Below are 21,255 nucleotides of genomic sequence, written 5' to 3'. Positions count from 1 at the left end.
GGCCTGCATTGCAGGCCGGAGAAAATCTTCAGATAGATATCTTTTTACTGCCGCGATAGGACGTTGAGGTTTGACCGTTAGCCCCGTACAGCGTCGGTTCCTGATGCGGTTTCAGCATCTCCAGCGCCTGTTGATTGCGCTCAATCTGTCCTTCCAGTAACCAGCCGTTATGTTGATTTAACTGGCGCAGTTTCTGCGTTTTCACGGTAATTTCCCGCCAACGCTGCGCGATATCGTCGCTGTTTGCAGTATCCAGTGTTTGCCGACGTAACTGCTCAAGGTAATCCAGCGTTGCCAGCAGTGAGCTTTTTTGTTCTGTAATCCATTGCAACTGGCTGCCGTTGATCTGCCCCATAGAGAGATGTTGTTGCTCTTGATCCATCACCATTTTAAGCTCGTTAAGCACTGCGGACATCTGGTCGAGGATCTCTGCAAGACGCGTCATAAGCCTATTTACTCAGTAAGTCTTGTTGTACTTCGCTGATCAGTGCGTCGGCAATTTTGCCGATATCCATTTTTAGCTCGCCGTTACGAATCGCCTGTCTCAACGCTTCTACGCGTTCAAGATTGATATCACTGCTGCCTGGCTGCATCAATTTTGCCTGCGCATCGCTTAACGTGACGCTGGTGCTGGTGGCTGCGGTCGTTTTAGTCGAGCGGGTATTGGCTACCGGCGCGTCAGTGTTTTCGCGTGGCTGAACGGTGCTTACGGGCTTCAGAGGTGAAGTGCGGTCAATACTCATGGTTTATTCCTCATTGAGGGCGCTTTTATCATTTGTTGCTTATTTATCGGCAATAGTCGGTCAATCTTTAATAGCTTACAGGTTTATAAGAATATTCCCATCAGCATCCACCACGCCACTGACCACCTGACCCGACACCATGCGGACACGAGCATTTTGCGCGACGGCGGCATTGTTCAGTGCCTGACCTTCAGCATTGGCACTGAATCCCTCGCCGCTGGCAATCACATTGACGCGTTGACCGGCTTTGACTCGCCAGGCCTGGCGCAGCATGGTTAGCTGTACAGGCTGCTCGGGCGCCAGATCGCGCAGGCTGACGGCATCAACAAGTTGATTGACATCCAGCACAGTACGCGGCGGTAAGGTATCCAGCCGTCCGCGCTTTAGTTTGACACTGCCAGATTCCAACTTTCCTCCCCGCACAACGGGCATCGCAGCAACCACATAATTTCCCGTGGCCTGCACATTAACCTGCAAATATCGTTTGTCGTTGCCGCAGCGCGCCAGCACATTCACATTGCCCCACAGGCGAGAATTGCTGGTCATCGACAGCAACGGCTGTTCACACGGAGGCAGTAAATGGGGCGCAGTACGAATAGAGACCCGGACTTCATCACTCAACCCTGCCAGTTGTGCGGCAAAAAAGGTTTGCAATTGTGATGTGAGATCGCCAGCCGCACTCAGCGGACTGAACAGTATCGCGATGATCGCCATACAACGCTTCATTGCCAGCATTTTCGCCTCCAGCCATTTCTACGGGCCAAATTGTACCCGCGCGCTGTGACCATCAACGGCATAAATAGCGACCCATTTTGCGTTTATTCCGCCGATAACGCGCGCGTAAAGCCTTTAAGCTGACGGCAGAATTTTGATACCTGCGGAGGAGATATGCTCGACAAGCTCGATGCCGCCTTACGTTTTCAACAAGAGGCGCTCAATCTGCGCGCCCAGCGTCAGGAAGTGCTGGCGGCAAACATCGCCAATGCCGATACCCCTGGTTATCAGGCGCGCGATATAGATTTTGCCAGCGAACTTAAAAAAGTGATGCAGCGTGGACGGGATGAAACCAGCGTGGTCGCCCTGACTATGACCTCAACGCAACACATTCCGGCGCAGGCGCTGACGCCTCCTACCGCAGAACTGCAATACCGTATTCCGGACCAGCCTTCGCTGGACGGTAATACCGTCGATATGGATCGCGAACGTACCCAGTTTGCCGATAACAGCCTGCAATACCAGATGAGCCTTAGTGCGTTGAGCGGGCAAATCAAAGGCATGATGAATGTTTTACAGAGCGGAAATTAACGGATGGCACTGCTGAATATTTTTGATATCGCCGGATCGGCGTTAACTGCTCAGTCCCAGCGTCTGAACGTGGCGGCCAGTAATCTGGCGAATGCCGACAGTGTGACTGGCCCAGACGGACAACCTTATCGGGCAAAACAGGTGGTGTTCCAGGTGAATGCCGCGCCAGGCGCAGCAACGGGCGGCGTAAAGGTTGCCGATGTTATTGAAAGTCAGGCTCCGGACAAACTGGTTTATGAGCCGGGTAATCCTCTGGCGGACGCGAAGGGCTACGTGAAAATGCCAAACGTTGATGTTGTCGGGGAGATGGTTAACACCATGTCGGCGTCGCGCAGCTATCAGGCCAACGTGGAAGTGCTCAACACGGTGAAAAGCATGATGCTGAAAACCCTCACGCTCGGTCAATAAAGGAGAAAGCCATGTCCATTGCGGTAACCACCACCGATCCGACAAATACCGGCGTCAGCACTACCAGCAGTAGTTCGATCACGGGCAGCAACGCCGCAGATTTACAAAGCAGTTTTCTGACTTTGCTGGTGGCACAGCTGAAAAACCAGGATCCGACCAATCCAATGGAAAACAACGAGCTGACGTCGCAACTGGCGCAAATCAGCACGGTCAGCGGGATTGAAAAACTCAATACAACGCTCGGTTCGATTTCCGGGCAGATAGACAACAGTCAGTCGCTACAGGCCAGTAACCTGATTGGTCATGGTGTGATGATCCCCGGCACCACCATTCTTGCCGGAACCGGCAGTGAAGAAGGCGCGGTAACCACGACCACACCGTTCGGTGTTGAACTGCAACAGGCGGCAGATAAAGTCACTGCCACTATCACTGATAAAAACGGCGCGGTTGTGCGCACTATTGATATCGGTGAACTGACCGCCGGCGTCCACAGTTTCACCTGGGACGGCACGTTAACTGACGGCACAACCGCTCCAAATGGTTCTTATAACGTGGCGATTAGCGCCAGTAACGGTGGTTCGCAGTTAGTGGCTCAACCGTTGCAGTTTGCTCTGGTGCAGGGCGTGATTCGCGGCAACAACGGGAACACACTGGATCTTGGCACTTACGGCACCACCACGCTCGACGAAGTACGGCAGATAATCTAAGCCTTCACATTTCAGGAGTCAGTCATGGCCTTTTCTCAAGCGGTAAGCGGATTAAACGCTGCCGCCACCAACCTCGATGTCATTGGCAACAATATCGCCAACTCCGCCACCTATGGCTTTAAATCCGGCACGGCTTCATTTGCTGATATGTTCGCGGGTTCTAAAGTGGGACTGGGGGTAAAAGTTGCCGGCATCACCCAGGATTTTACCGATGGCACGACCACCAATACCGGACGTGGTCTTGACGTTGCTATCAGCCAGAACGGTTTTTTTCGCCTGGTAGACAGCAACGGCTCGGTGTTTTACAGCCGTAACGGGCAATTCAAACTCGATGAAAACCGCAACCTGGTGAATATGCAAGGTTTGCAATTGACGGGCTATCCGGCAACCGGCACGCCACCGACCATTCAGCAAGGGGCGAATCCGACCAATATTTCGATTCCAAATACCCTGATGGCGGCAAAAAACACCACCACGGCGTCGATGCAGATCAACCTGAACTCCAGTGATCCGCTTCCGTCTGTGACTACCTTCGATGCCAGTAATGCGGATAGCTATAACAAAAAAGGCTCGGTGACTGTTTTCGATAGTCAGGGCAATGCTCACGACATGAGCGTCTTTTTTGTGAAGACCGGGGATAATAACTGGGATGTTTACACCCAGGACAGTAGTGATCCAACAGGCACAGCGAACCACGCAACGACGCTAGCGTTTAATGCCAATGGCATATTGACTTCGGGGGGGACAGCAAACATTACCACTGGCGCAATTAACGGCGCAGATCCTGCCTCATTCTCGTTAAGTTTCCTCAATTCTATGCAGCAAAACACCGGCGCGAACAACATTGTGGCAACCACCCAGGATGGCTACAAACCTGGCGATTTGGTGAGCTATCAAATCAACGATGACGGCACGGTAGTCGGTAACTATTCCAACGAACAAACCCAGTTGCTGGGGCAGATTGTACTGGCGAACTTCGCTAACAACGAAGGTCTGGCATCCGAAGGCGATAACGTCTGGTCTGCGACACAATCTTCTGGCGTGGCGCTGCTGGGCACTGCCGGAACGGGTAATTTTGGCAGTCTGACCAACGGCGCGCTGGAAGCGTCCAACGTCGATCTCAGCAAAGAACTGGTCAATATGATTGTCGCCCAGCGTAACTATCAGTCTAACGCCCAGACCATCAAAACCCAGGATCAGATCCTTAACACGCTGGTTAACTTACGCTAATCGCTGACGGGATAGCTCAATGGATCACGCAATCTATACCGCAATGGGAGCCGCCAGCCAGACGCTGAATCAACAGGCGGTAACCGCCAGTAATCTGGCCAATGCCTCTACGCCCGGTTTTCGCGCGCAGTTAAACGCCTTGCGCGCAGTGCCGGTGGAAGGGCTTTCTCTGCCCACGCGCACGTTGGTAACGGCGTCAACGCCGGATGCAGACATGACACCCGGCAAGATGGATTACACCTCGCGCCCGCTGGACGTTGCATTACAGCAGGACGGCTGGCTGGCTGTGCAGACTACTGACGGCAGCGAAGGGTATACGCGTAATGGCAGCATTCAGGTTGATCCCACCGGGCAACTGACGATTCAGGGGCATCCGGTGATTGGCGAAGCGGGGCCAATTGCTGTGCCGGAAGGGGCAGAAATCACTATTGCCGCCGATGGCACTATTTCGGCGCTGAATCCCGGCGATCCGGCAAATACAGTCGCGCCAGTGGGTCGTCTGAAACTGGTGAAAGCCACGGGCAGTGAAGTACTGCGTGGTGATGACGGTATTTTTCGTATAAGTGCGGAAAGCCAGGCAACGCGTGGCACGGTGCTGCAGACGGACCCGACGTTGCGCGTGATGTCGGGCGTACTGGAAGGCAGTAACGTCAATACCGTTGCGGCAATGAGCGACATGATTGCCAGCGCGCGGCGTTTTGAAATGCAGATGAAGGTGATCAGCAGCGTCGATGATAACGCAGGCCGTGCCAACCAACTGCTGTCGATGAGTTAATTGAACGATTGATGACATTGCAATAAAAGCGCGCGGACTGTTCCCTCGCCCCTTTGGGGAGAGGGTTAGGGAGAGGGGAAATTCGCACCGCCGCGTGCTTTTGCTCTGCTTGTCAGCAATCCACCACAGGACATTTTATGATCAGTTCATTATGGATCGCTAAAACGGGTCTCGACGCCCAGCAAACCAATATGGACGTTATTGCCAACAACCTGGCAAACGTCAGCACCAACGGTTTTAAGCGCCAGCGGGCGGTGTTTGAAGATCTGCTTTATCAAACTATTCGCCAGCCTGGCGCACAGTCTTCCGAACAAACTACCTTACCATCCGGGTTGCAAATTGGCACCGGTGTGCGTCCGGTCGCCACTGAGCGTTTACACAGTCAGGGCAATCTGTCGCAAACCAATAACAGCAAAGATGTTGCCATCAAAGGGCAGGGTTTTTTCCAGGTCATGCTGCCGGATGGTTCATCAGCCTATACCCGTGACGGCTCTTTCCAGGTGGATCAGAACGGGCAACTGGTGACGGCCGGTGGCTTTCAGGTGCAGCCAGCAATCACCATTCCGGCGAATGCGTTAAGTATCACCATTGGTCGTGATGGCGTGGTAAGCGTTACCCAGCAAGGTCAGGCCGCTCCGGTTCAGGTTGGGCAACTCAATCTCACTACCTTTATGAACGACACCGGGCTGGAGAGTATTGGTGAAAACCTCTACACCGAAACGCAATCCTCCGGCGCGCCGAATGAAAGCACGCCAGGCCTGAACGGCGCGGGACTGCTGTATCAAGGGTATGTTGAAACGTCTAACGTCAACGTGGCGGAAGAACTGGTCAATATGATTCAGGTGCAACGCGCTTACGAAATCAACAGTAAAGCGGTATCCACCACCGATCAGATGCTGCAAAAACTGACGCAACTCTAAGGCATAACCGGTGGCAGGTTCACCGGTTTACTGATTTTTGAAGATGATAGCCATGCAAAAAAACGCTGTGCACACTTACGCCATTTCCAGCTTGTTGGTGCTTTCACTATCCGGCTGTGCCTGGATACCATCCACGCCGCTGGTACAGGGGGCGACCAGTGCACAGCCGGTTCCCGGACCGACGCCCGTTGCCAACGGTTCTATTTTTCAGTCTGCCCAGCCGATTAACTATGGCTATCAACCGCTGTTTGAAGATCGCCGGCCGCGCAATATTGGTGACACGCTGACCATTGTGTTGCAGGAGAACGTCAGCGCCAGCAAGAGTTCCTCCGCTAATGCCAGCCGCGATGGCAAAACCAGCTTCGGTTTTGATACCGTGCCACGCTATTTGCAGGGACTGTTTGGTAACGCCCGCGCCGATGTCGATGCCTCTGGCGGCAATAGTTTCAACGGCAAAGGCGGTGCTAATGCCAGCAATACCTTTAGCGGCACATTAACAGTGACGGTCGATCAGGTACTGGTCAACGGTAACCTGCATGTAGTGGGCGAAAAACAGATCGCCATTAATCAGGGCACCGAATTTATTCGCTTCTCCGGCGTGGTCAATCCACGCACCATCAGCGGCAGCAATACCGTACCGTCTACTCAGGTGGCGGATGCGCGCATTGAGTACGTGGGTAACGGCTACATTAACGAAGCGCAAAATATGGGCTGGTTGCAGCGTTTCTTCCTTAACCTGTCGCCAATGTAAGTGAGGCTGTGGTGATTAAATTTCTCTCTGCGTTCATTCTTCTGCTGGTTGCGACGGTGGCGCAGGCCGACCGTATTCGCGATCTCACCAGCGTTCAGGGCGTACGGCAAAACTCGCTGATCGGTTATGGCCTGGTCGTTGGCCTGGATGGTACGGGCGACCAGACGACCCAGACGCCGTTTACCACTCAAACGCTTAATAACATGCTCTCGCAGTTGGGTATTACCGTTCCGACTGGCACTAATATGCAACTCAAAAACGTGGCTGCGGTAATGGTGACGGCGTCGCTTCCGCCATTTGGTCGCCAGGGGCAAACCATTGACGTGGTGGTTTCTTCTATGGGGAACGCCAAAAGTTTGCGTGGCGGCACGTTGTTGATGACCCCGCTTAAGGGCGTTGATAGCCAGGTGTATGCGCTGGCGCAGGGCAACATTCTGGTTGGCGGCGCGGGCGCATCGGCGGGAGGCAGCAGTGTCCAGGTTAACCAACTGAACGGCGGACGGATCACTAATGGTGCGATTATTGAGCGCGAATTGCCCAGCCAGTTTGGCGCTGGCAATACCCTCAATTTGCAGCTCAATGAGGAAGATTTCACCATGGCGCAGGAAATTGCCGATACCATCAACCGCACACGTGGATACGGTAACGCTACGGCGTTAGATGCGCGAACCATTCAGGTGCGCGTGCCGAGTGGCAACAGTTCCCAGGTGCGTTTCCTTGCTGATATCCAGAATATGCAGGTTAATGTCATTCCGCAGGACGCCAAAGTGATTATTAACTCGCGTACTGGTTCAGTGGTGATGAACCGTGAAGTGACGCTGGACAGTTGCGCGGTAGCGCAGGGGAATCTCTCGGTTACGGTAAATCGTCAGGCTAATGTGAGCCAACCAGACACACCGTTTGGTGGCGGGCAGACCGTGGTAACGCCACAAACCCAGATCGACTTACGCCAGAGCGGTGGTTCGCTGCAAAGCGTACGTTCCAGCGCCAGCCTCAATAACGTGGTGCGCGCGCTCAATGCGCTGGGCGCTACGCCGATGGATCTGATGTCCATACTGCAATCAATGCAAAGCGCGGGATGTCTGCGGGCAAAACTGGAAATCATCTGATGATTAGCGACAGCAAACTACTGGCGAGTGCCGCCTGGGATGCGCAATCGCTTAACGATCTGAAAGCGAAAGCGGGCGAAGATCCTGCGGCAAATATTCGCCCGGTTGCCCGCCAGGTGGAAGGGATGTTCGTGCAGATGATGCTGAAAAGTATGCGTGAAGCCCTACCGAAAGAGGGTCTGTTCAGCAGCGAGCACACTCGCCTCTATACCAGTATGTATGACCAGCAGATTGCCCAACAGATGACGGCGGGAAAAGGTCTGGGACTGGCGGAGATGATGGTTAAACAGATGACGCCAGAACAACCACTGCCAGATGAAGCGACACCAGCGGCACCGATGAAATTCCCGCTCGAAACCGTGGTGCGTTATCAAAATCAGACACTCACGCAGCTGGTGCAAAAAGCCGTGCCACGCAACTACGATGATTCACTGCCTGGTGACAGTAAAGCATTCCTCGCCCAACTCTCATTGCCCGCACAACTGGCAAGCCAGCAAAGCGGTGTGCCACATCATCTGATCCTCGCCCAGGCTGCGCTGGAATCAGGCTGGGGTCAACGGCAAATTCGTCGTGAAAATGGTGAACCAAGCTATAACCTGTTTGGCGTCAAAGCCTCCGGCAACTGGAAAGGACCGGTGACTGAAATTACCACCACCGAATATGAAAACGGCGAAGCGAAAAAAGTGAAGGCGAAGTTTCGGGTTTACAGCTCTTATCTTGAAGCATTGTCGGATTATGTTGGACTGTTAACGCGTAATCCGCGTTACGCTGCCGTGACGACCGCCGCAAGCGCCGAGCAGGGGGCGCAGGCATTACAGGACGCGGGCTATGCTACCGATCCTCACTATGCCCGCAAACTCACCAATATGATTCAACAGATGAAATCGGTAAGCGACAAGGTGAGTAAAACCTACAACATGAGTATCGATAATCTGTTCTGAACAACTCAAGTCCGGCGGGTGTCTGCCGATAATGCTCTGTAATTGAAAGCTTATAAGGAACCTCCATGTCCAGCTTGATCAATAACGCCATGAGCGGACTTAACGCGGCTCAGGCGGCGTTAAATACGGCGAGTAATAATATTTCCAGCTATAACGTTGCCGGATATACCCGTCAAACGACCATTATGGCGCAGGCCAATAGCACTCTGGGTGCAGGCGGCTGGGTTGGCAATGGCGTCTACGTTTCTGGCGTGCAGCGTGAGTACGACGCCTTTATTACCAACCAGTTACGTGCGGCGCAGACCCAGAGTAGCGGCCTGACTTCCCGCTATGAACAGATGTCGAAAATCGACAATATGCTCTCTGGTAGCACCACGTCGCTGGCAACACAGATGCAGGACTTCTTCACCAGTCTGCAAACGCTGGTCAGCAACGCGGAAGATCCAGCAGCACGTCAGGCGATGATTGGTAAATCAGAAGGGCTGGTGAATCAGTTTAAAACCACCGATCAGTATCTGCGCGACCAGGACAAACAGGTCAATATCGCGATAGGTGCAAGTGTTGACCAGATCAACAATTACGCTAAACAAATCGCCAGCCTGAACGATCAAATCTCACGCCTGACAGGTGTGGGGGCAGGGGCGTCACCCAACGATCTCCTGGATCAACGCGATCAACTGGTGAGTGAATTAAACCAGATTGTTGGTGTAGAAGTCAGCGTTCAGGATGGCGGCACTTATAACATCACGATGGCCAATGGTTACTCGCTGGTACAAGGTAGCACGGCGCGCCAGCTTGCGGCAGTACCGTCCAGCGCCGATCCTTCTCGTACCACTGTCGCTTATGTTGATGGGACAGCAGGCAATATTGAGATCCCGGAGAAGTTACTGAATACCGGGTCGCTGGGCGGCATTCTGACATTCCGTTCTCAGGATCTTGACCAGACGCGCAATACGCTCGGGCAACTGGCGCTGGCATTTGCCGAGGCTTTCAATACCCAACATAACAAGGGATTTGATGCCAATGGTAAGGAAGGGCAGGATTTCTTTGCCGTCGGGAAGCCGGCTGTACTGGAGAATACTAAAAACCAGGGTAACAGCGCGATTAGCGCCACCGTGACCGATGGCTCCGCCGTGCTGGCGACAGATTACAAAATCTCCTTTAGCAACGATCAGTGGCAGGTCACCCGCCTTGCCAGCAATACCACTTTTACGGTGACGCCTGATGCTGACGGTAAAGTCACGTTTGATGGTCTGGAGTTGACGTTTACTGGCACACCAGACGCTAACGACAGCTTTACGCTGAAACCGGTAAGCGATGCCATCGTCAACATGGATGTTTTAATCACCGATGAAGCAGAAATCGCCATGGCGAGTGATAAAACGGCTGGTGAGAGCGACAACCGCAATGGTCAGGCGCTGCTGGATTTGCAAAGCAACAGTAAAACGGTGGGCGGGGCGAAATCCTTTAACGACGCCTATGCCTCGTTGGTCAGCGACATCGGTAATAAAACCGCTACCTTGAAAACCAGCAGTACTACGCAGGGTAATGTGGTGACGCAGCTTTCTAATCAGCAGCAATCTATTTCCGGCGTCAACCTCGACGAAGAGTACGGCAACCTGCAACGTTTTCAACAGTATTACCTGGCGAATGCGCAGGTTTTGCAGACGGCGAACGCCATTTTTGATGCGCTGATTAACATTCGCTAAGGGAGAGAAAAAATGCGTTTCAGTACTCAAATGATGTACCAGCAGAATATGCGCGGTATCACCAGTTCTCAGGCTGAATGGATGAAGTATGGCGAACAGATGTCGACGGGTAAGCGAGTCGTTAACCCTTCAGATGATCCCATTGCTGCATCACAAGCCGTAGTGCTCTCACAAGCGCAGGCGCAAAACAGCCAGTACACGCTGGCGCGTACTTTTGCCACTCAAAAAGTGTCACTGGAAGAGAGTGTGCTTAGCCAGGTGACCACTGCTATCCAGAATGCTCAGGAGAAAATTGTCTATGCCAGCAACGGCACCTTGAGTGACGATGACCGGGCATCGCTGGCAACGGATATTCAGGGGCTACGTGACCAGTTGTTGAATCTGGCGAATACCACTGACGGTAACGGGCGCTACATTTTTGCGGGTTATAAAACAGAAACCGCGCCGTTTAGCGAAGAGAAAGGTAAATATGTCGGCGGAACAGAAAGTATTAAGCAACAGGTCGATGCTTCGCGTTCGATGGTGATAGGGCATACCGGCGACAAAATTTTTAATAGCATTACCAGTAATGCTGTAGCGGAACCAGACGGTAGCGATTCTGAAACCAATCTTTTTGCCATGCTGGATAGCGCCATTGCGGCGCTTAAAACACCGATTGCGGATAGTGAAGCGGATAAAGAAACCTCCGCTGCGGCGTTAGATAAAACCAACCGTGGCCTGAAAAACTCGCTGAATAATGTGCTCACCGTACGCGCGGAATTAGGCACACAGCTGAACGAGCTGGAGTCGCTTGATTCTTTAGGTAGCGATCGCGCTTTAGGCCAAACGCAGCAGATGAGTGATTTGGTTGATGTGGACTGGAACGCGACTATTTCATCTTACATCATGCAGCAAACGGCGTTGCAGGCGTCGTACAAAGCGTTTACTGATATGCAGGGGTTATCACTTTTCCAGCTCAACAAATAAGCACTTTTTCAAACATATCATGAAACTGGGTATGTTTTGTCTGCCTGCTCTGGGATCGCCGGGGCGGGCATTTTTTTTGCCTGATTTGAGTAGTTGGCTAGCAAGAATGCCATTTGATGAATTTGAATCTGTTGATTCAAAGATGAAATAAAAAGCCCCAGCGGTTGCCAGGGCTTGATTACTTTGAGCTAATGATTACTCAACAGGTTGCGGACGCGCAGGAGCGGCAGAGGCATGATGCGTTGCCGTATGACCACCTGCGGCACCTTTACCTTCGAAGGCAAAAGTAGGGCGTTGCCAGTCACTGTGACGCGGTGCTTCCGGAACATATTCCGGAGCCGGAGCGCGTGTCATCGGCGCGGTAGCGTGGTTATGTTCAGCTGCGACCTCAGGTTCAACAGCGGCTACCGTTTCAACTTCTGCTGCGACTTCAGCGACCACAGGTGCGGCAGGTTGAGCGACAACTTCAGGTTCGGCAACCACAACCTCGGCAGTTTCAGCCACTTCTTCAATATCTGCCGTCTCTTCCTGTGGTTCAACCACTGGCTCCGCATGTTCTGCAACGTCCTGTGCTACAGCAACATCAGCCTCGGCAATCACCTGTGGCTGTTCAGTTACCGCTGCGGCAATCACTTCAGGATGCGTCGTTTCAACCACTTCCGGTTGCGCTTGTGCAACCTGAACTGGTGCTTCTACGGTTTCGGTCACTTCTTCAATAACCGGCGCAGTAACGACGGGTTCGACGGCGGCGGCGACAGGAACTTCAGTCACCATCGGCTGCATCTGTACTTCTTCCTGTTCGCGTTGCTCTTCAACCTGTACATCTTGCGGACGTACTACCGGATAGCGAATCCAGACTTTGCCAGAGGCCAGTTCAGGAGACGCACACGCTACGGTTAATGGCATTGGTGACTGAACCGGATAACGCTCATCACGATAGCGGCGACGACGCTGACCACTCACGCGCAGGTGGCGCGGCGAGCGGCGAGAACGACGCGGCATACCACCGTTGTCACGGTTATCGGCATTGTTCTCTTCTTGTTGTTGTTCCGGCGCAGTTTGTGCAACGACTGGCAATGGTACTTTCACCAGTTCAGTACGCTGGGCAGGCGCTTCCGGCATAACAGGTTCGGCGGCGACGGTTTCTTCAACCACCGGTGCGGCTACTACTTCTTCCGCAACGCTTTGCTCGTAACGCACTTTCTGATTTAGCTGGCGCTGTTTACGACGCGGCTGAACCGGACGTACACGCTCCTCCTGTTCGGTTTCCTGAACAGATTGCTCTTCAACATTCAGTGCCTTCGCTTCTTGTTGTACCTGACGTTTATCATCGTTGCGGCGACGACTACGCTCACGACGCGGTGCTTGTTGCTCGTCGGTGGTACGCGCTTTTTCTGTTACATCAGTCTGCTGACGGCTCTCTCGAGTTTCGGCAGTCTGCTGTTGCGCCTGGCGACGATTACGACGGTTCTCTTCGCGATTATCGCTACCCTCTGTACGTTCGCTACGGGTGTCGCGGCGTTCATTACGGTCACGGCGATTATTCTGACGAGGCTTACGGCGATCCTGTTGACGTTCCGGTTTCGCTTCTGCTTTCGGTGCAGGCTGCTCGGTTGGTTTGGTTTCTTCACCACCGCTGAACAGCGATTTCAGGGCGCTGAATAGACGGCTTAACAGGCCTGGTTGGGCAGGAGCCGCAGGCGTAGTCGGCGCTGCTTTAGGCGCCGGAGCTGCTGCAGGTGCTACAGGTTCAGCCGGGGCTGGAGCAGGTGGCACATCCGGCATGGCAAAAGTTGCCAGTGCAGGTTGTTCCGGACGTTTACGCTCCGCAAACTCTTCTTCTGACGGCAGCGCCATTGCTTCTTCATGCAGCTTCGGCAGCATGTAGCTTAAGGTCGGCGTCTCTTCCCCTTTACGCACGCGCAGTACGTGGTAGTGCGGAGTTTCCATCTGATCGTTTGGTACAATCACACAGCGCACGCCGTCCTGACGGGTTTCAATTGCATTTACCGCAGAACGTTTTTCGTTCAGCAGGTAAGAGGCAATAGGGACAGGAACAATAGCGTGGACTTCCTGAGTGTTCTCTTTCAGGGCTTCTTCTTCAATCAGACGCAGAATAGAGAGCGACAGGGATTCATTATCACGCACGGTGCCAGTACCAGAGCAACGCGGGCAGACGTGATGGCTGGATTCACCCAGCGACGGGCTCAGGCGCTGACGGGACATCTCCAGCAGGCCAAAGCGAGAGATATGACTGATTTGAATACGCGCACGATCCTGACGTACTGCTTCACGCAGACGGTTTTCTACTGCACGCTGGTGGCGTACTGGCGTCATGTCGATGAAGTCGATAACAATCAGACCGCCGAGGTCACGCAGGCGTAGCTGACGAGCAATTTCATCGGCAGCTTCCAGGTTGGTGTTAAACGCGGTTTCTTCGATATCGCCGCCGCGAGTTGCACGAGCGGAGTTGATGTCGATGGCGGTTAACGCTTCGGTGCTGTCGATAACAATGGAGCCACCAGACGGCAGACGGACTTCACGCTGGAAAGCGGACTCGATCTGCGATTCGATCTGGTAGTGGCTGAACAGTGGAATTTCACCCGTGTACAGTTTGATTTTGCTGCTGAAATCCGGGCGACCTAATGCAGCGATATGCTGACGCGCCAGTTCGAGTACTTTCGGGTTATCGATAAGGATTTCGCCGATGTCCTGGCGTAAGTAATCGCGGAATGCGCGAACGATAACATTGCTCTCCTGATGGATCAGGAACGGAGCAGGGCGACTTTCAGCGGCTTTTTTGATTGCTTCCCAGTGTTTCAGACGGAAGCTTAAATCCCATTGCAGCGCCTCAGCAGATTTGCCGACGCCTGCGGTGCGCACGATAAGCCCCATGCCTTCAGGCAGTTCGAGGCTCGCCAGTGCTTCTTTTAATTCGGTACGGTCGTCGCCTTCAATACGGCGAGAAATGCCACCCGCGCGCGGGTTGTTCGGCATCAGAACCAGATAGCTACCCGCCAGACTGATAAAGGTGGTTAATGCCGCGCCTTTGTTGCCGCGCTCTTCTTTATCGATCTGAACAATGACTTCCTGACCTTCACGCAACACATCTTTAATGTTGGGACGACCATGAGCACTGTAGTTAGCAGGGAAATATTCGCGGGCAATTTCTTTTAGTGGGAGGAAACCATGACGTTCAGCGCCGTAATCAACAAAAGCAGCTTCCAGACTCGGTTCAATGCGGGTGATTTTACCTTTGTAGATGTTCGCCTTTTTCTGTTCATGCCCTGGACTTTCGATATCCAGATCATACAGACGCTGCCCATCTACAAGGGCAACGCGCAACTCTTCCTGCTGAGTTGCGTTGATTAACATTCTTTTCATCGTAACTTACTCATTATTCTTACATTGACGACTAAGCTGCGGGCAAAGTAACGCCTTTCCGGGTGTGAACCGATGGCCTCGTGTCTAGTCGCGTCGCCAACCTCACGGTTATCGTCAGCTCAAAGAGGCGCAGAGTGTCGGTTGCCCGTTTTTCATGCGGAAAAACAGCGCAATTATCAGAGAAACAGACTGGGTATTACTCTCCAGAAATATTTCCATCTACCGGTAAGGACTGCAACCCGCAGCCCGCTAACTGCCTGAAAGATCAATACGTCTTACGCCATTGCTGCGTTGATGATCGGTCGGGCAAAATGGGGTATTCCGTAAAATTTCTTGTTTTAACAAGGTTGGACACGGAAACGTTCTCATTATTCCACTGCAAGCCTTGTTATAGCAAGATGACTTTTACCATTTATCACCCACTTACTCACAGTTTTTTCACTTCTTGCTGGCGATTGGTTTAATAACCATCAATTAAGTGATTGCACTGGGAAGTAATAAGGTGCAGAACTAAATATAAGCATAGAAAAATGAGTGGCGCGAATCCTGTTGGCTATTTAGAATCGCCCACCATGAAAACAGAGACTCCATCCGTAAAAATCGTTGCTATTACCGCTGATGAAGCGGGGCAACGTATCGACAACTTTTTGCGCACCCAATTGAAAGGCGTACCAAAAAGTATGATTTACCGTATTTTGCGTAAAGGCGAAGTGCGGGTGAACAAAAAACGTATTAAGCCTGAATATAAACTCGAAGCTGGTGATGAAGTGCGTATTCCACCGGTTCGCGTTGCCGAACGGGAAGAAGAGGCTGTTTCGCCGCATCTGCAAAAAGTGGCGGCGCTGGCGGACGTCATCTTATATGAAGATGATCATATCCTGGTGCTCAATAAACCCTCAGGTACGGCGGTGCATGGCGGCAGTGGTTTGAGTTTCGGCGTTATTGAAGGGCTGAGGGCGTTGCGCCCGGAAGCGCGGTTCCTTGAACTGGTGCATCGACTCGACCGGGACACTTCAGGTGTATTGCTGGTAGCGAAAAAACGTTCGGCGTTACGTTCTCTGCATGAGCAATTACGTGAAAAAGGGATGCAAAAAGATTATCTGGCGCTGGTGCGCGGTCAGTGGCAGTCACACGTGAAGAGTGTCCAGGCTCCGCTGCTGAAGAATATTCTGCAAAGCGGCGAACGTATTGTGCGTGTGAGCCAGGAAGGTAAACCGTCAGAAACACGCTTCAAAGTGGAAGAACGCTATGCGTTTGCCACGCTGGTTCGTTGCAGTCCGGTTACCGGACGTACACACCAGATCCGTGTGCATACTCAATACGCTGGTCATCCGATTGCGTTTGATGATCGTTACGGCGATCGTGAGTTTGATCAACAGCTCACTGAGACCGGAACGGGGCTGAAGCGTTTGTTCCTGCACGCGGCAGCGTTGAAGTTTACCCATCCGGGAACGGGTGAGGTGATGCGTATCGAAGCGCCGATGGATGATGGTCTGAAGCGTTGTTTGCAGAAACTGCGTAATGCGCGTTAATACAAACATATAAGCCAGATATAATGGGTGGTAGACCTGATAAGGTGTTTACGTCGCGTCAGGCTGCCAGAACCGATTGCCGGATGCGGCGTAAATGCTTTATCCGGCAGACAAAACTACCCCATCAGCGGGTTTTTCCCTTCCCGACGTAACATCTGACAGAGCGCGATGAGCGGTAAACCAACCAGCGTATTAGGGTCACGTCCTTCTAAACGTTCGAATAGCGTAATGCCAAACCCTTCACTCTTAAAACTGCCAGCGCAGTGCAGGGGATGTTCTTTACGCACGTAATTATCAATCTCCGCCTCGCTTAAGTGGCGGAAATGAACGTCAAAAGGTTCCACTTCCGTTTGCAGATGCCCGCTCGCCGAATTAAACAGCGCCAGCCCAGTATAGAAGGTGACAATATTGCCGCTGGCTTTGCGTAATTGCAGACGCGCATTTTCTTCCGTTAACGGTTTACCGGTGATTTCGCCATCAAGAACACACACCTGGTCTGAACCGATAATTAAATGAGAGGGATAACGTGATGCTAAGGATTGCGCTTTTTCTTGCGCCAGCCGGAGCACCAGCTGGCGCGGCGATTCATCGCTATGCGGGGTTTCGTCGACCTCCGGAGCGGCACATTCGAAAGAGATTTGTAGTTTTTCAAGTAAGGCGCGGCGCCAGGGCGAAGTGGAGGCTAAAATAAGTTTAGACATATTTTTTTCCATCAGATATAGCGTATTGATGATAGCCATTTTAAACTATGCGCTTCGTTTTGCAGGTTGATGTTCGTTATCAGCACTGAACGAAAATAAAGCAGTAACCCGCAATGTGTGCGAATTATTGGCAAAAGGCAACCACAGGCTGCCTTTTTCTTTGACTCTATGACGTTACAAAGTTAATATGCGCGCCCTATGCAAAAGGTAAAATTACCCCTGACTCTCGATCCGGTTCGTACGGCTCAAAAACGCCTTGATTACCAGGGTATCTATACTCCTGATCAGGTTGAGCGCGTCGCCGAATCCGTAGTCAGTGTGGACAGTGATGTGGAATGCTCCATGTCGTTCGCTATCGATAACCAACGTCTCGCAGTGTTAAACGGCGATGCGAAGGTGACGGTAACGCTCGAGTGTCAGCGTTGCGGGAAGCCGTTTACTCATCAGGTCTACACAACGTATTGTTTTAGTCCTGTGCGTTCAGACGAACAGGCTGAAGCACTGCCGGAAGCGTATGAACCGATTGAGGTTAACGAATTCGGTGAAATCGATCTGCTTGCAATGGTTGAAGATGAAATCATCCTCGCCTTGCCGGTAGTTCCGGTGCATGATTCTGAACACTGTGAAGTGTCCGAAGCGGACATGGTCTTTGGTGAACTGCCTGAAGAAGCGCAAAAGCCAAACCCATTTGCCGTATTAGCCAGCTTAAAGCGTAAGTAATTGGTGCTCCCCGTTGGATCGGGGATAAACCGTAATTGAGGAGTAAGGTCCATGGCCGTACAACAGAATAAACCAACCCGTTCCAAACGTGGCATGCGTCGTTCCCATGACGCGCTGACCGCAGTCACCAGCCTGTCTGTAGACAAAACTTCTGGTGAAAAACACCTGCGTCACCACATCACTGCCGACGGTTACTACCGTGGCCGCAAGGTCATCGCTAAGTAATCACGCATCTGCGTGATGAAGCTTAGTGAGGATTTTCCCCAGGCAACTGGGGAAAGACCAAACCGGGCGGCGACGATACCTTGACACGTCTAACCCTGGCGTTAGATGTCATGGGGGGCGATTTTGGCCCTTCTGTGACAGTGCCTGCAGCTTTGCAGGCACTGAACTCTAATTCGCAACTCACTCTTCTTTTAGTCGGTAACCCCGACGCCATCACGCCATTACTTGCTAAAGCTGATTTTGAACAACGTTCGCGTTTGCAGATTATTCCTGCGCAGTCAGTTATCGCCAGTGATGCCCGGCCTTCGCAGGCTATCCGCGCCAGTCGCGGTAGCTCAATGCGCGTGGCGCTGGAGCTGGTGAAAGAAGGTCGAGCGCAAGCCTGTGTCAGTGCTGGCAATACCGGGGCGCTGATGGGGCTGGCTAAATTATTACTCAAGCCCCTGGAGGGGATTGAGCGCCCGGCGTTGGTGACGGTGTTACCGCATCAACAAAAGGGCAAAACGGTGGTTCTCGATTTAGGAGCCAACGTCGATTGTGACAGCACAATGTTGGTGCAATTTGCCATTATGGGCTCAGTTTTGGCTGAAGAGGTGGTGGAAATTCCAAATCCTCGCGTGGCGTTGCTCAATATTGGTGAAGAAGAAGTAAAGGGTCTCGACAGTATTCGGGATGCCTCAGCAGTGCTTAAAACAATCCCTTCTATCAACTATATCGGCTATCTTGAAGCCAATGAGTTATTAACTGGCAAGACAGATGTGTTGGTCTGTGACGGCTTTACAGGAAATGTCACATTAAAGACGATGGAAGGTGTTGTCAGGATGTTCCTTTCTCTGCTGAAATCTCAGGGAGAAGGGAAAAAACGGTCGTGGTGGCTACTGTTATTAAAGCGTTGGCTACAAAAGAGCCTGACGAGGCGATTCAGTCACCTCAACCCCGACCAGTATAACGGCGCCTGTCTGTTAGGATTGCGCGGCACGGTGATAAAAAGTCATGGTGCAGCCAATCAGCGAGCTTTTGCGGTCGCGATTGAACAGGCAGTGCAGGCGGTGCAGCGACAAGTTCCTCAGCGAATTGCCGCTCGCCTGGAATCTGTATACCCAGCTGGTTTTGAGCTGTTGGACGGTGGCAAAAGCGGATCTCTGCGGTAGCAGGACGCTGCCAGCGAACTCGCAGTTTGCAAGTGACGGTATATAACCGAAAAGTGACTGAGCGTACATGTATACGAAGATTATTGGTACTGGCAGCTATCTGCCCGAACAAGTGCGGACAAACGCCGATCTGGAAAAAATGGTGGATACCTCTGACGAGTGGATTGTCACTCGTACTGGCATCCGCGAACGCCACATTGCCGCGCCAAACGAAACCGTTTCTACCATGGGCTTCGAAGCGGCGACGCGTGCAATTGAAATGGCGGGCATTGATAAAGACCAGATTGGCCTGATCGTTGTGGCAACAACTTCTGCCACGCACGCCTTCCCGAGCGCAGCATGTCAGATTCAAAGCATGTTGGGCATCAAAGGTTGCCCGGCGTTTGACGTTGCTGCAGCCTGTGCAGGTTTCACCTACGCGCTGAGCGTAGCCGATCAATATGTGAAATCTGGTGCGGTGAAGTATGCTCTGGTCGTCGGTTCCGATGTACTGGCGCGCACCTGCGATCCAACAGATCGCGGGACCATTATCATTTTTGGCGACGGCGCGGGCGCTGCGGTGCTTGCTGCCTCTGAAGAGCCTGGAATTATCTCCACGCATCTTCATGCCGATGGCAGCTATGGTGAATTGCTGACATTGCCTAACGCCGATCGTGTGAATCCAGAAAATTCAATTCATCTGACCATGGCGGGCAACGAAGTCTTCAAGGTTGCGGTAACCGAGTTGGCGCACATCGTTGATGAGACGCTGGCGGCAAATAACCTTGATCGTTCCCAACTGGACTGGCTGGTTCCGCATCAGGCGAACTTGCGTATTATCAGCGCGACGGCGAAAAAACTCGGCATGTCGATGGACAATGTCGTCGTGACGCTGGATCGACACGGTAATACCTCTGCCGCTTCTGTGCCTTGTGCACTTGATGAAGCTGTACGCGACGGGCGTATTAAGCCTGGACAGCTGGTTCTGCTTGAAGCCTTTGGCGGTGGGTTCACCTGGGGCTCCGCGCTGGTTCGTTTCTAGGATAAGGATTTAAAGATGACGCAATTTGCATTTGTGTTCCCTGGACAGGGCTCTCAAACCGTTGGAATGCTGGCTGATATGGCGGCGAGCTATCCCATTGTCGAAGAAACGTTTGCTGAAGCCTCTGCGGCGCTGGGCTACGACCTGTGGGCGCTGACCCAGCAGGGGCCTGCCGAAGAACTGAATAAAACCTGGCAAACCCAGCCTGCGCTGTTGACTGCATCTGTTGCGTTGTACCGTGTGTGGCAGCAGCAGGGCGGTAAAACACCGGCGATGATGGCCGGTCACAGCCTGGGTGAATACTCCGCGCTGGTTTGCGCTGGTGTGATTGATTTTGCTGATGCAGTGCGTCTGGTTGAGATGCGCGGCAAGTTCATGCAGGAAGCTGTACCGGAAGGGACAGGCGCAATGGCGGCAATCATCGGTCTTGATGATGCGTCTATTGCTAAAGCTTGCGAAGAAGCTGCAGAAGGTCAGGTGGTTTCTCCGGTAAACTTTAACTCTCCGGGGCAGGTCGTTATTGCCGGTCATAAAGAAGCGGTTGAGCGTGCAGGTGCTGCCTGTAAAGCTGCGGGCGCAAAACGTGCGTTGCCGTTGCCAGTGAGCGTACCGTCTCACTGTGCGCTGATGAAACCGGCTGCCGATAAACTGGCTGTTGAATTGGCGAAAATCACCTTCAATACCCCAACCGTCCCGGTTGTGAATAACGTTGATGTGAAATGCGAAACTAATGGCGATGCTATCCGTGATGCGCTGGTACGTCAGCTGTATAATCCGGTTCAATGGACGAAATCTGTTGAATACATGGCAGCGCAAGGCGTTGAACATCTTTATGAAGTGGGACCAGGCAAAGTGCTTACTGGCCTGACAAAACGCATTGTCGACACCCTGACCGCCTCGGCGCTGAACGAACCTTCAGCGATGGCAGCGGCGCTCGAGCTTTAAAAGAGGAAAAAC

Annotated in this window: 22 protein-coding genes; 17 read left to right on the top strand and 5 right to left on the bottom strand. The window is 52.6% G+C overall.

Going from position 1 to position 21,255, the window contains the following annotated elements; translation table 11 throughout:
- Nucleotides 1–28 precede the first annotated feature (28 nt).
- The 3 genes from flgN to flgA all read right to left on the bottom strand — a co-directional run bounded on the left by flgN (nt 29) and on the right by flgA (nt 1,478).
- On the bottom strand, nt 29–445 hold the full coding sequence (flgN, locus tag C3D30_RS16335) for a flagella biosynthesis chaperone FlgN (protein ID WP_105284895.1): 417 nt from the start codon (nt 443–445) through the stop codon (nt 29–31).
- 4 nt (nt 446–449) lie between these two features.
- Nucleotides 450–743, bottom strand: a complete 294-nt coding sequence (flgM, locus tag C3D30_RS16330; protein WP_000020871.1) for a flagellar biosynthesis anti-sigma factor FlgM — start codon at nt 741–743, stop codon at nt 450–452.
- 75 nt (nt 744–818) lie between these two features.
- Nucleotides 819–1,478 (bottom strand): flagellar basal body P-ring formation chaperone FlgA, encoded by a 660-nt coding sequence (gene flgA, locus C3D30_RS16325; RefSeq protein WP_000880636.1) that lies wholly within the window; start codon nt 1,476–1,478, stop codon nt 819–821.
- A 153-nt stretch (nt 1,479–1,631) separates the two neighbouring features.
- Between flgA and flgB the strand changes: the two genes are divergently transcribed.
- The 11 genes from flgB to flgL all read left to right on the top strand — a co-directional run bounded on the left by flgB (nt 1,632) and on the right by flgL (nt 11,564).
- Nucleotides 1,632–2,048 carry a flagellar basal body rod protein FlgB gene (gene flgB / locus C3D30_RS16320; protein ID WP_000884707.1) on the top strand — a complete coding sequence of 139 codons (417 nt, stop codon included), beginning with the start codon at nt 1,632–1,634 and terminating at the stop codon, nt 2,046–2,048.
- Nucleotides 2,049–2,051: 3 nt separating this feature from the next.
- Complete coding sequence (gene flgC, locus C3D30_RS16315) at nt 2,052–2,456, top strand: flagellar basal body rod protein FlgC (RefSeq protein WP_001196460.1); 405 nt, start codon at nt 2,052–2,054, stop codon at nt 2,454–2,456.
- Between the two features lie 11 nt (nt 2,457–2,467).
- The gene (gene flgD, locus C3D30_RS16310; protein WP_000020457.1) at nt 2,468–3,163 is read left to right on the top strand and encodes a flagellar hook assembly protein FlgD; all 696 of its coding nucleotides are present in this window, start codon (nt 2,468–2,470) and stop codon (nt 3,161–3,163) included.
- A gap of 24 nt (nt 3,164–3,187) precedes the next feature.
- Nucleotides 3,188–4,393: a flagellar hook protein FlgE gene (gene flgE / locus C3D30_RS16305; RefSeq protein WP_105287133.1), complete on the top strand. Its 1,206-nt coding sequence runs from the start codon at nt 3,188–3,190 to the stop codon at nt 4,391–4,393.
- Nucleotides 4,394–4,412: 19 nt separating this feature from the next.
- Nucleotides 4,413–5,168 carry a flagellar basal-body rod protein FlgF gene (flgF, locus tag C3D30_RS16300; protein ID WP_105287132.1) on the top strand — a complete coding sequence of 252 codons (756 nt, stop codon included), beginning with the start codon at nt 4,413–4,415 and terminating at the stop codon, nt 5,166–5,168.
- A 137-nt stretch (nt 5,169–5,305) separates the two neighbouring features.
- Entirely contained in the window at nt 5,306–6,088 is a 783-nt protein-coding gene (gene flgG, locus C3D30_RS16295; protein WP_000625837.1) for a flagellar basal-body rod protein FlgG, read from the top strand.
- A 52-nt stretch (nt 6,089–6,140) separates the two neighbouring features.
- Nucleotides 6,141–6,839, top strand: coding sequence for a flagellar basal body L-ring protein FlgH (gene flgH / locus C3D30_RS16290; protein WP_010351791.1), 699 nt, complete (start codon nt 6,141–6,143; stop codon nt 6,837–6,839).
- 11 nt (nt 6,840–6,850) lie between these two features.
- On the top strand, nt 6,851–7,948 hold the full coding sequence (gene flgI / locus C3D30_RS16285) for a flagellar basal body P-ring protein FlgI (protein ID WP_000589294.1): 1,098 nt from the start codon (nt 6,851–6,853) through the stop codon (nt 7,946–7,948).
- Complete coding sequence (gene flgJ, locus C3D30_RS16280) at nt 7,948–8,889, top strand: flagellar assembly peptidoglycan hydrolase FlgJ (protein WP_016158060.1); 942 nt, start codon at nt 7,948–7,950, stop codon at nt 8,887–8,889. Before flgI ends, flgJ begins: the two co-directional genes overlap by 1 nt.
- 65 nt (nt 8,890–8,954) lie before the next feature.
- Nucleotides 8,955–10,598, top strand: a complete 1,644-nt coding sequence (gene flgK, locus C3D30_RS16275) for a flagellar hook-associated protein FlgK (RefSeq protein ID WP_000096515.1) — start codon at nt 8,955–8,957, stop codon at nt 10,596–10,598.
- 12 nt (nt 10,599–10,610) lie between these two features.
- The gene (gene flgL / locus C3D30_RS16270; RefSeq protein WP_001212794.1) at nt 10,611–11,564 is read left to right on the top strand and encodes a flagellar hook-associated protein FlgL; all 954 of its coding nucleotides are present in this window, start codon (nt 10,611–10,613) and stop codon (nt 11,562–11,564) included.
- Between the two features lie 195 nt (nt 11,565–11,759).
- On the opposite strand, the gene rne is transcribed toward flgL, so the two are convergent.
- Nucleotides 11,760–14,948: a ribonuclease E gene (rne, locus tag C3D30_RS16265; RefSeq protein WP_105287131.1), complete on the bottom strand. Its 3,189-nt coding sequence runs from the start codon at nt 14,946–14,948 to the stop codon at nt 11,760–11,762.
- 572 nt (nt 14,949–15,520) lie between these two features.
- Here rne and rluC point away from each other — a divergent pair.
- The gene (gene rluC / locus C3D30_RS16255; RefSeq protein ID WP_024191101.1) at nt 15,521–16,480 is read left to right on the top strand and encodes a 23S rRNA pseudouridine(955/2504/2580) synthase RluC; all 960 of its coding nucleotides are present in this window, start codon (nt 15,521–15,523) and stop codon (nt 16,478–16,480) included.
- Nucleotides 16,481–16,596: 116 nt separating this feature from the next.
- Here the strand turns inward: rluC and yceF are convergent, their stop codons facing one another.
- Nucleotides 16,597–17,181 carry a 7-methyl-GTP pyrophosphatase gene (gene yceF, locus C3D30_RS16250; RefSeq protein WP_010352275.1) on the bottom strand — a complete coding sequence of 195 codons (585 nt, stop codon included), beginning with the start codon at nt 17,179–17,181 and terminating at the stop codon, nt 16,597–16,599.
- Nucleotides 17,182–17,379: 198 nt separating this feature from the next.
- Here yceF and yceD point away from each other — a divergent pair, with 198 nt between their 5' ends.
- The 5 genes from yceD (at nt 17,380) to fabD (ending at nt 21,243) form a co-directional block, all read left to right on the top strand.
- Nucleotides 17,380–17,901 carry a 23S rRNA accumulation protein YceD gene (yceD, locus tag C3D30_RS16245; RefSeq protein ID WP_001174481.1) on the top strand — a complete coding sequence of 174 codons (522 nt, stop codon included), beginning with the start codon at nt 17,380–17,382 and terminating at the stop codon, nt 17,899–17,901.
- A 51-nt stretch (nt 17,902–17,952) separates the two neighbouring features.
- Entirely contained in the window at nt 17,953–18,126 is a 174-nt protein-coding gene (gene rpmF / locus C3D30_RS16240; protein WP_000290727.1) for a 50S ribosomal protein L32, read from the top strand.
- 80 nt (nt 18,127–18,206) lie between these two features.
- Nucleotides 18,207–19,277 carry a phosphate acyltransferase PlsX gene (gene plsX / locus C3D30_RS16235; RefSeq protein ID WP_000197577.1) on the top strand — a complete coding sequence of 357 codons (1,071 nt, stop codon included), beginning with the start codon at nt 18,207–18,209 and terminating at the stop codon, nt 19,275–19,277.
- 67 nt (nt 19,278–19,344) lie between these two features.
- A complete protein-coding gene (gene fabH / locus C3D30_RS16230; RefSeq protein WP_000288127.1) occupies nt 19,345–20,298 on the top strand; it encodes a beta-ketoacyl-ACP synthase III in 954 nt (317 codons plus the stop codon).
- A gap of 15 nt (nt 20,299–20,313) precedes the next feature.
- A complete protein-coding gene (gene fabD / locus C3D30_RS16225; protein ID WP_105284893.1) occupies nt 20,314–21,243 on the top strand; it encodes an ACP S-malonyltransferase in 930 nt (309 codons plus the stop codon).
- Nucleotides 21,244–21,255 lie beyond the last annotated feature (12 nt).

Origin of the sequence: Escherichia sp. MOD1-EC5433, from assembly GCF_002966005.1 — a bacterium.
GTDB classification, from domain to species: Bacteria; Pseudomonadota; Gammaproteobacteria; order Enterobacterales; family Enterobacteriaceae; genus Escherichia; species Escherichia ruysiae.
The sequence above is the reverse complement of the archived record's forward strand: the minus strand, read 5'-3'. Positions and strand labels throughout refer to the sequence as shown.

What these genes read in the sequence shown, in the direction of transcription:
- flgN (WP_105284895.1), bottom strand. Translation starts at nt 445, where the DNA reads ATGACGCGTCTTGCAGAGATCCTCGACCAGATGTCCGCAGTGCTTAAC.
- flgM (WP_000020871.1), bottom strand. Translation starts at nt 743, where the DNA reads ATGAGTATTGACCGCACTTCACCTCTGAAGCCCGTAAGCACCGTTCAG.
- flgA (WP_000880636.1), bottom strand. Translation starts at nt 1,478, where the DNA reads ATGCTGGCAATGAAGCGTTGTATGGCGATCATCGCGATACTGTTCAGT.
- flgB (WP_000884707.1), top strand. Translation starts at nt 1,632, where the DNA reads ATGCTCGACAAGCTCGATGCCGCCTTACGTTTTCAACAAGAGGCGCTC.
- flgC (WP_001196460.1), top strand. Translation starts at nt 2,052, where the DNA reads ATGGCACTGCTGAATATTTTTGATATCGCCGGATCGGCGTTAACTGCT.
- flgD (WP_000020457.1), top strand. Translation starts at nt 2,468, where the DNA reads ATGTCCATTGCGGTAACCACCACCGATCCGACAAATACCGGCGTCAGC.
- flgE (WP_105287133.1), top strand. Translation starts at nt 3,188, where the DNA reads ATGGCCTTTTCTCAAGCGGTAAGCGGATTAAACGCTGCCGCCACCAAC.
- flgF (WP_105287132.1), top strand. Translation starts at nt 4,413, where the DNA reads ATGGATCACGCAATCTATACCGCAATGGGAGCCGCCAGCCAGACGCTG.
- flgG (WP_000625837.1), top strand. Translation starts at nt 5,306, where the DNA reads ATGATCAGTTCATTATGGATCGCTAAAACGGGTCTCGACGCCCAGCAA.
- flgH (WP_010351791.1), top strand. Translation starts at nt 6,141, where the DNA reads ATGCAAAAAAACGCTGTGCACACTTACGCCATTTCCAGCTTGTTGGTG.
- flgJ (WP_016158060.1), top strand. Translation starts at nt 7,948, where the DNA reads ATGATTAGCGACAGCAAACTACTGGCGAGTGCCGCCTGGGATGCGCAA.
- flgK (WP_000096515.1), top strand. Translation starts at nt 8,955, where the DNA reads ATGTCCAGCTTGATCAATAACGCCATGAGCGGACTTAACGCGGCTCAG.
- flgL (WP_001212794.1), top strand. Translation starts at nt 10,611, where the DNA reads ATGCGTTTCAGTACTCAAATGATGTACCAGCAGAATATGCGCGGTATC.
- rne (WP_105287131.1), bottom strand. Translation starts at nt 14,948, where the DNA reads ATGAAAAGAATGTTAATCAACGCAACTCAGCAGGAAGAGTTGCGCGTT.
- rluC (WP_024191101.1), top strand. Translation starts at nt 15,521, where the DNA reads ATGAAAACAGAGACTCCATCCGTAAAAATCGTTGCTATTACCGCTGAT.
- yceF (WP_010352275.1), bottom strand. Translation starts at nt 17,181, where the DNA reads ATGTCTAAACTTATTTTAGCCTCCACTTCGCCCTGGCGCCGCGCCTTA.
- yceD (WP_001174481.1), top strand. Translation starts at nt 17,380, where the DNA reads ATGCAAAAGGTAAAATTACCCCTGACTCTCGATCCGGTTCGTACGGCT.
- rpmF (WP_000290727.1), top strand. Translation starts at nt 17,953, where the DNA reads ATGGCCGTACAACAGAATAAACCAACCCGTTCCAAACGTGGCATGCGT.
- fabH (WP_000288127.1), top strand. Translation starts at nt 19,345, where the DNA reads ATGTATACGAAGATTATTGGTACTGGCAGCTATCTGCCCGAACAAGTG.
- fabD (WP_105284893.1), top strand. Translation starts at nt 20,314, where the DNA reads ATGACGCAATTTGCATTTGTGTTCCCTGGACAGGGCTCTCAAACCGTT.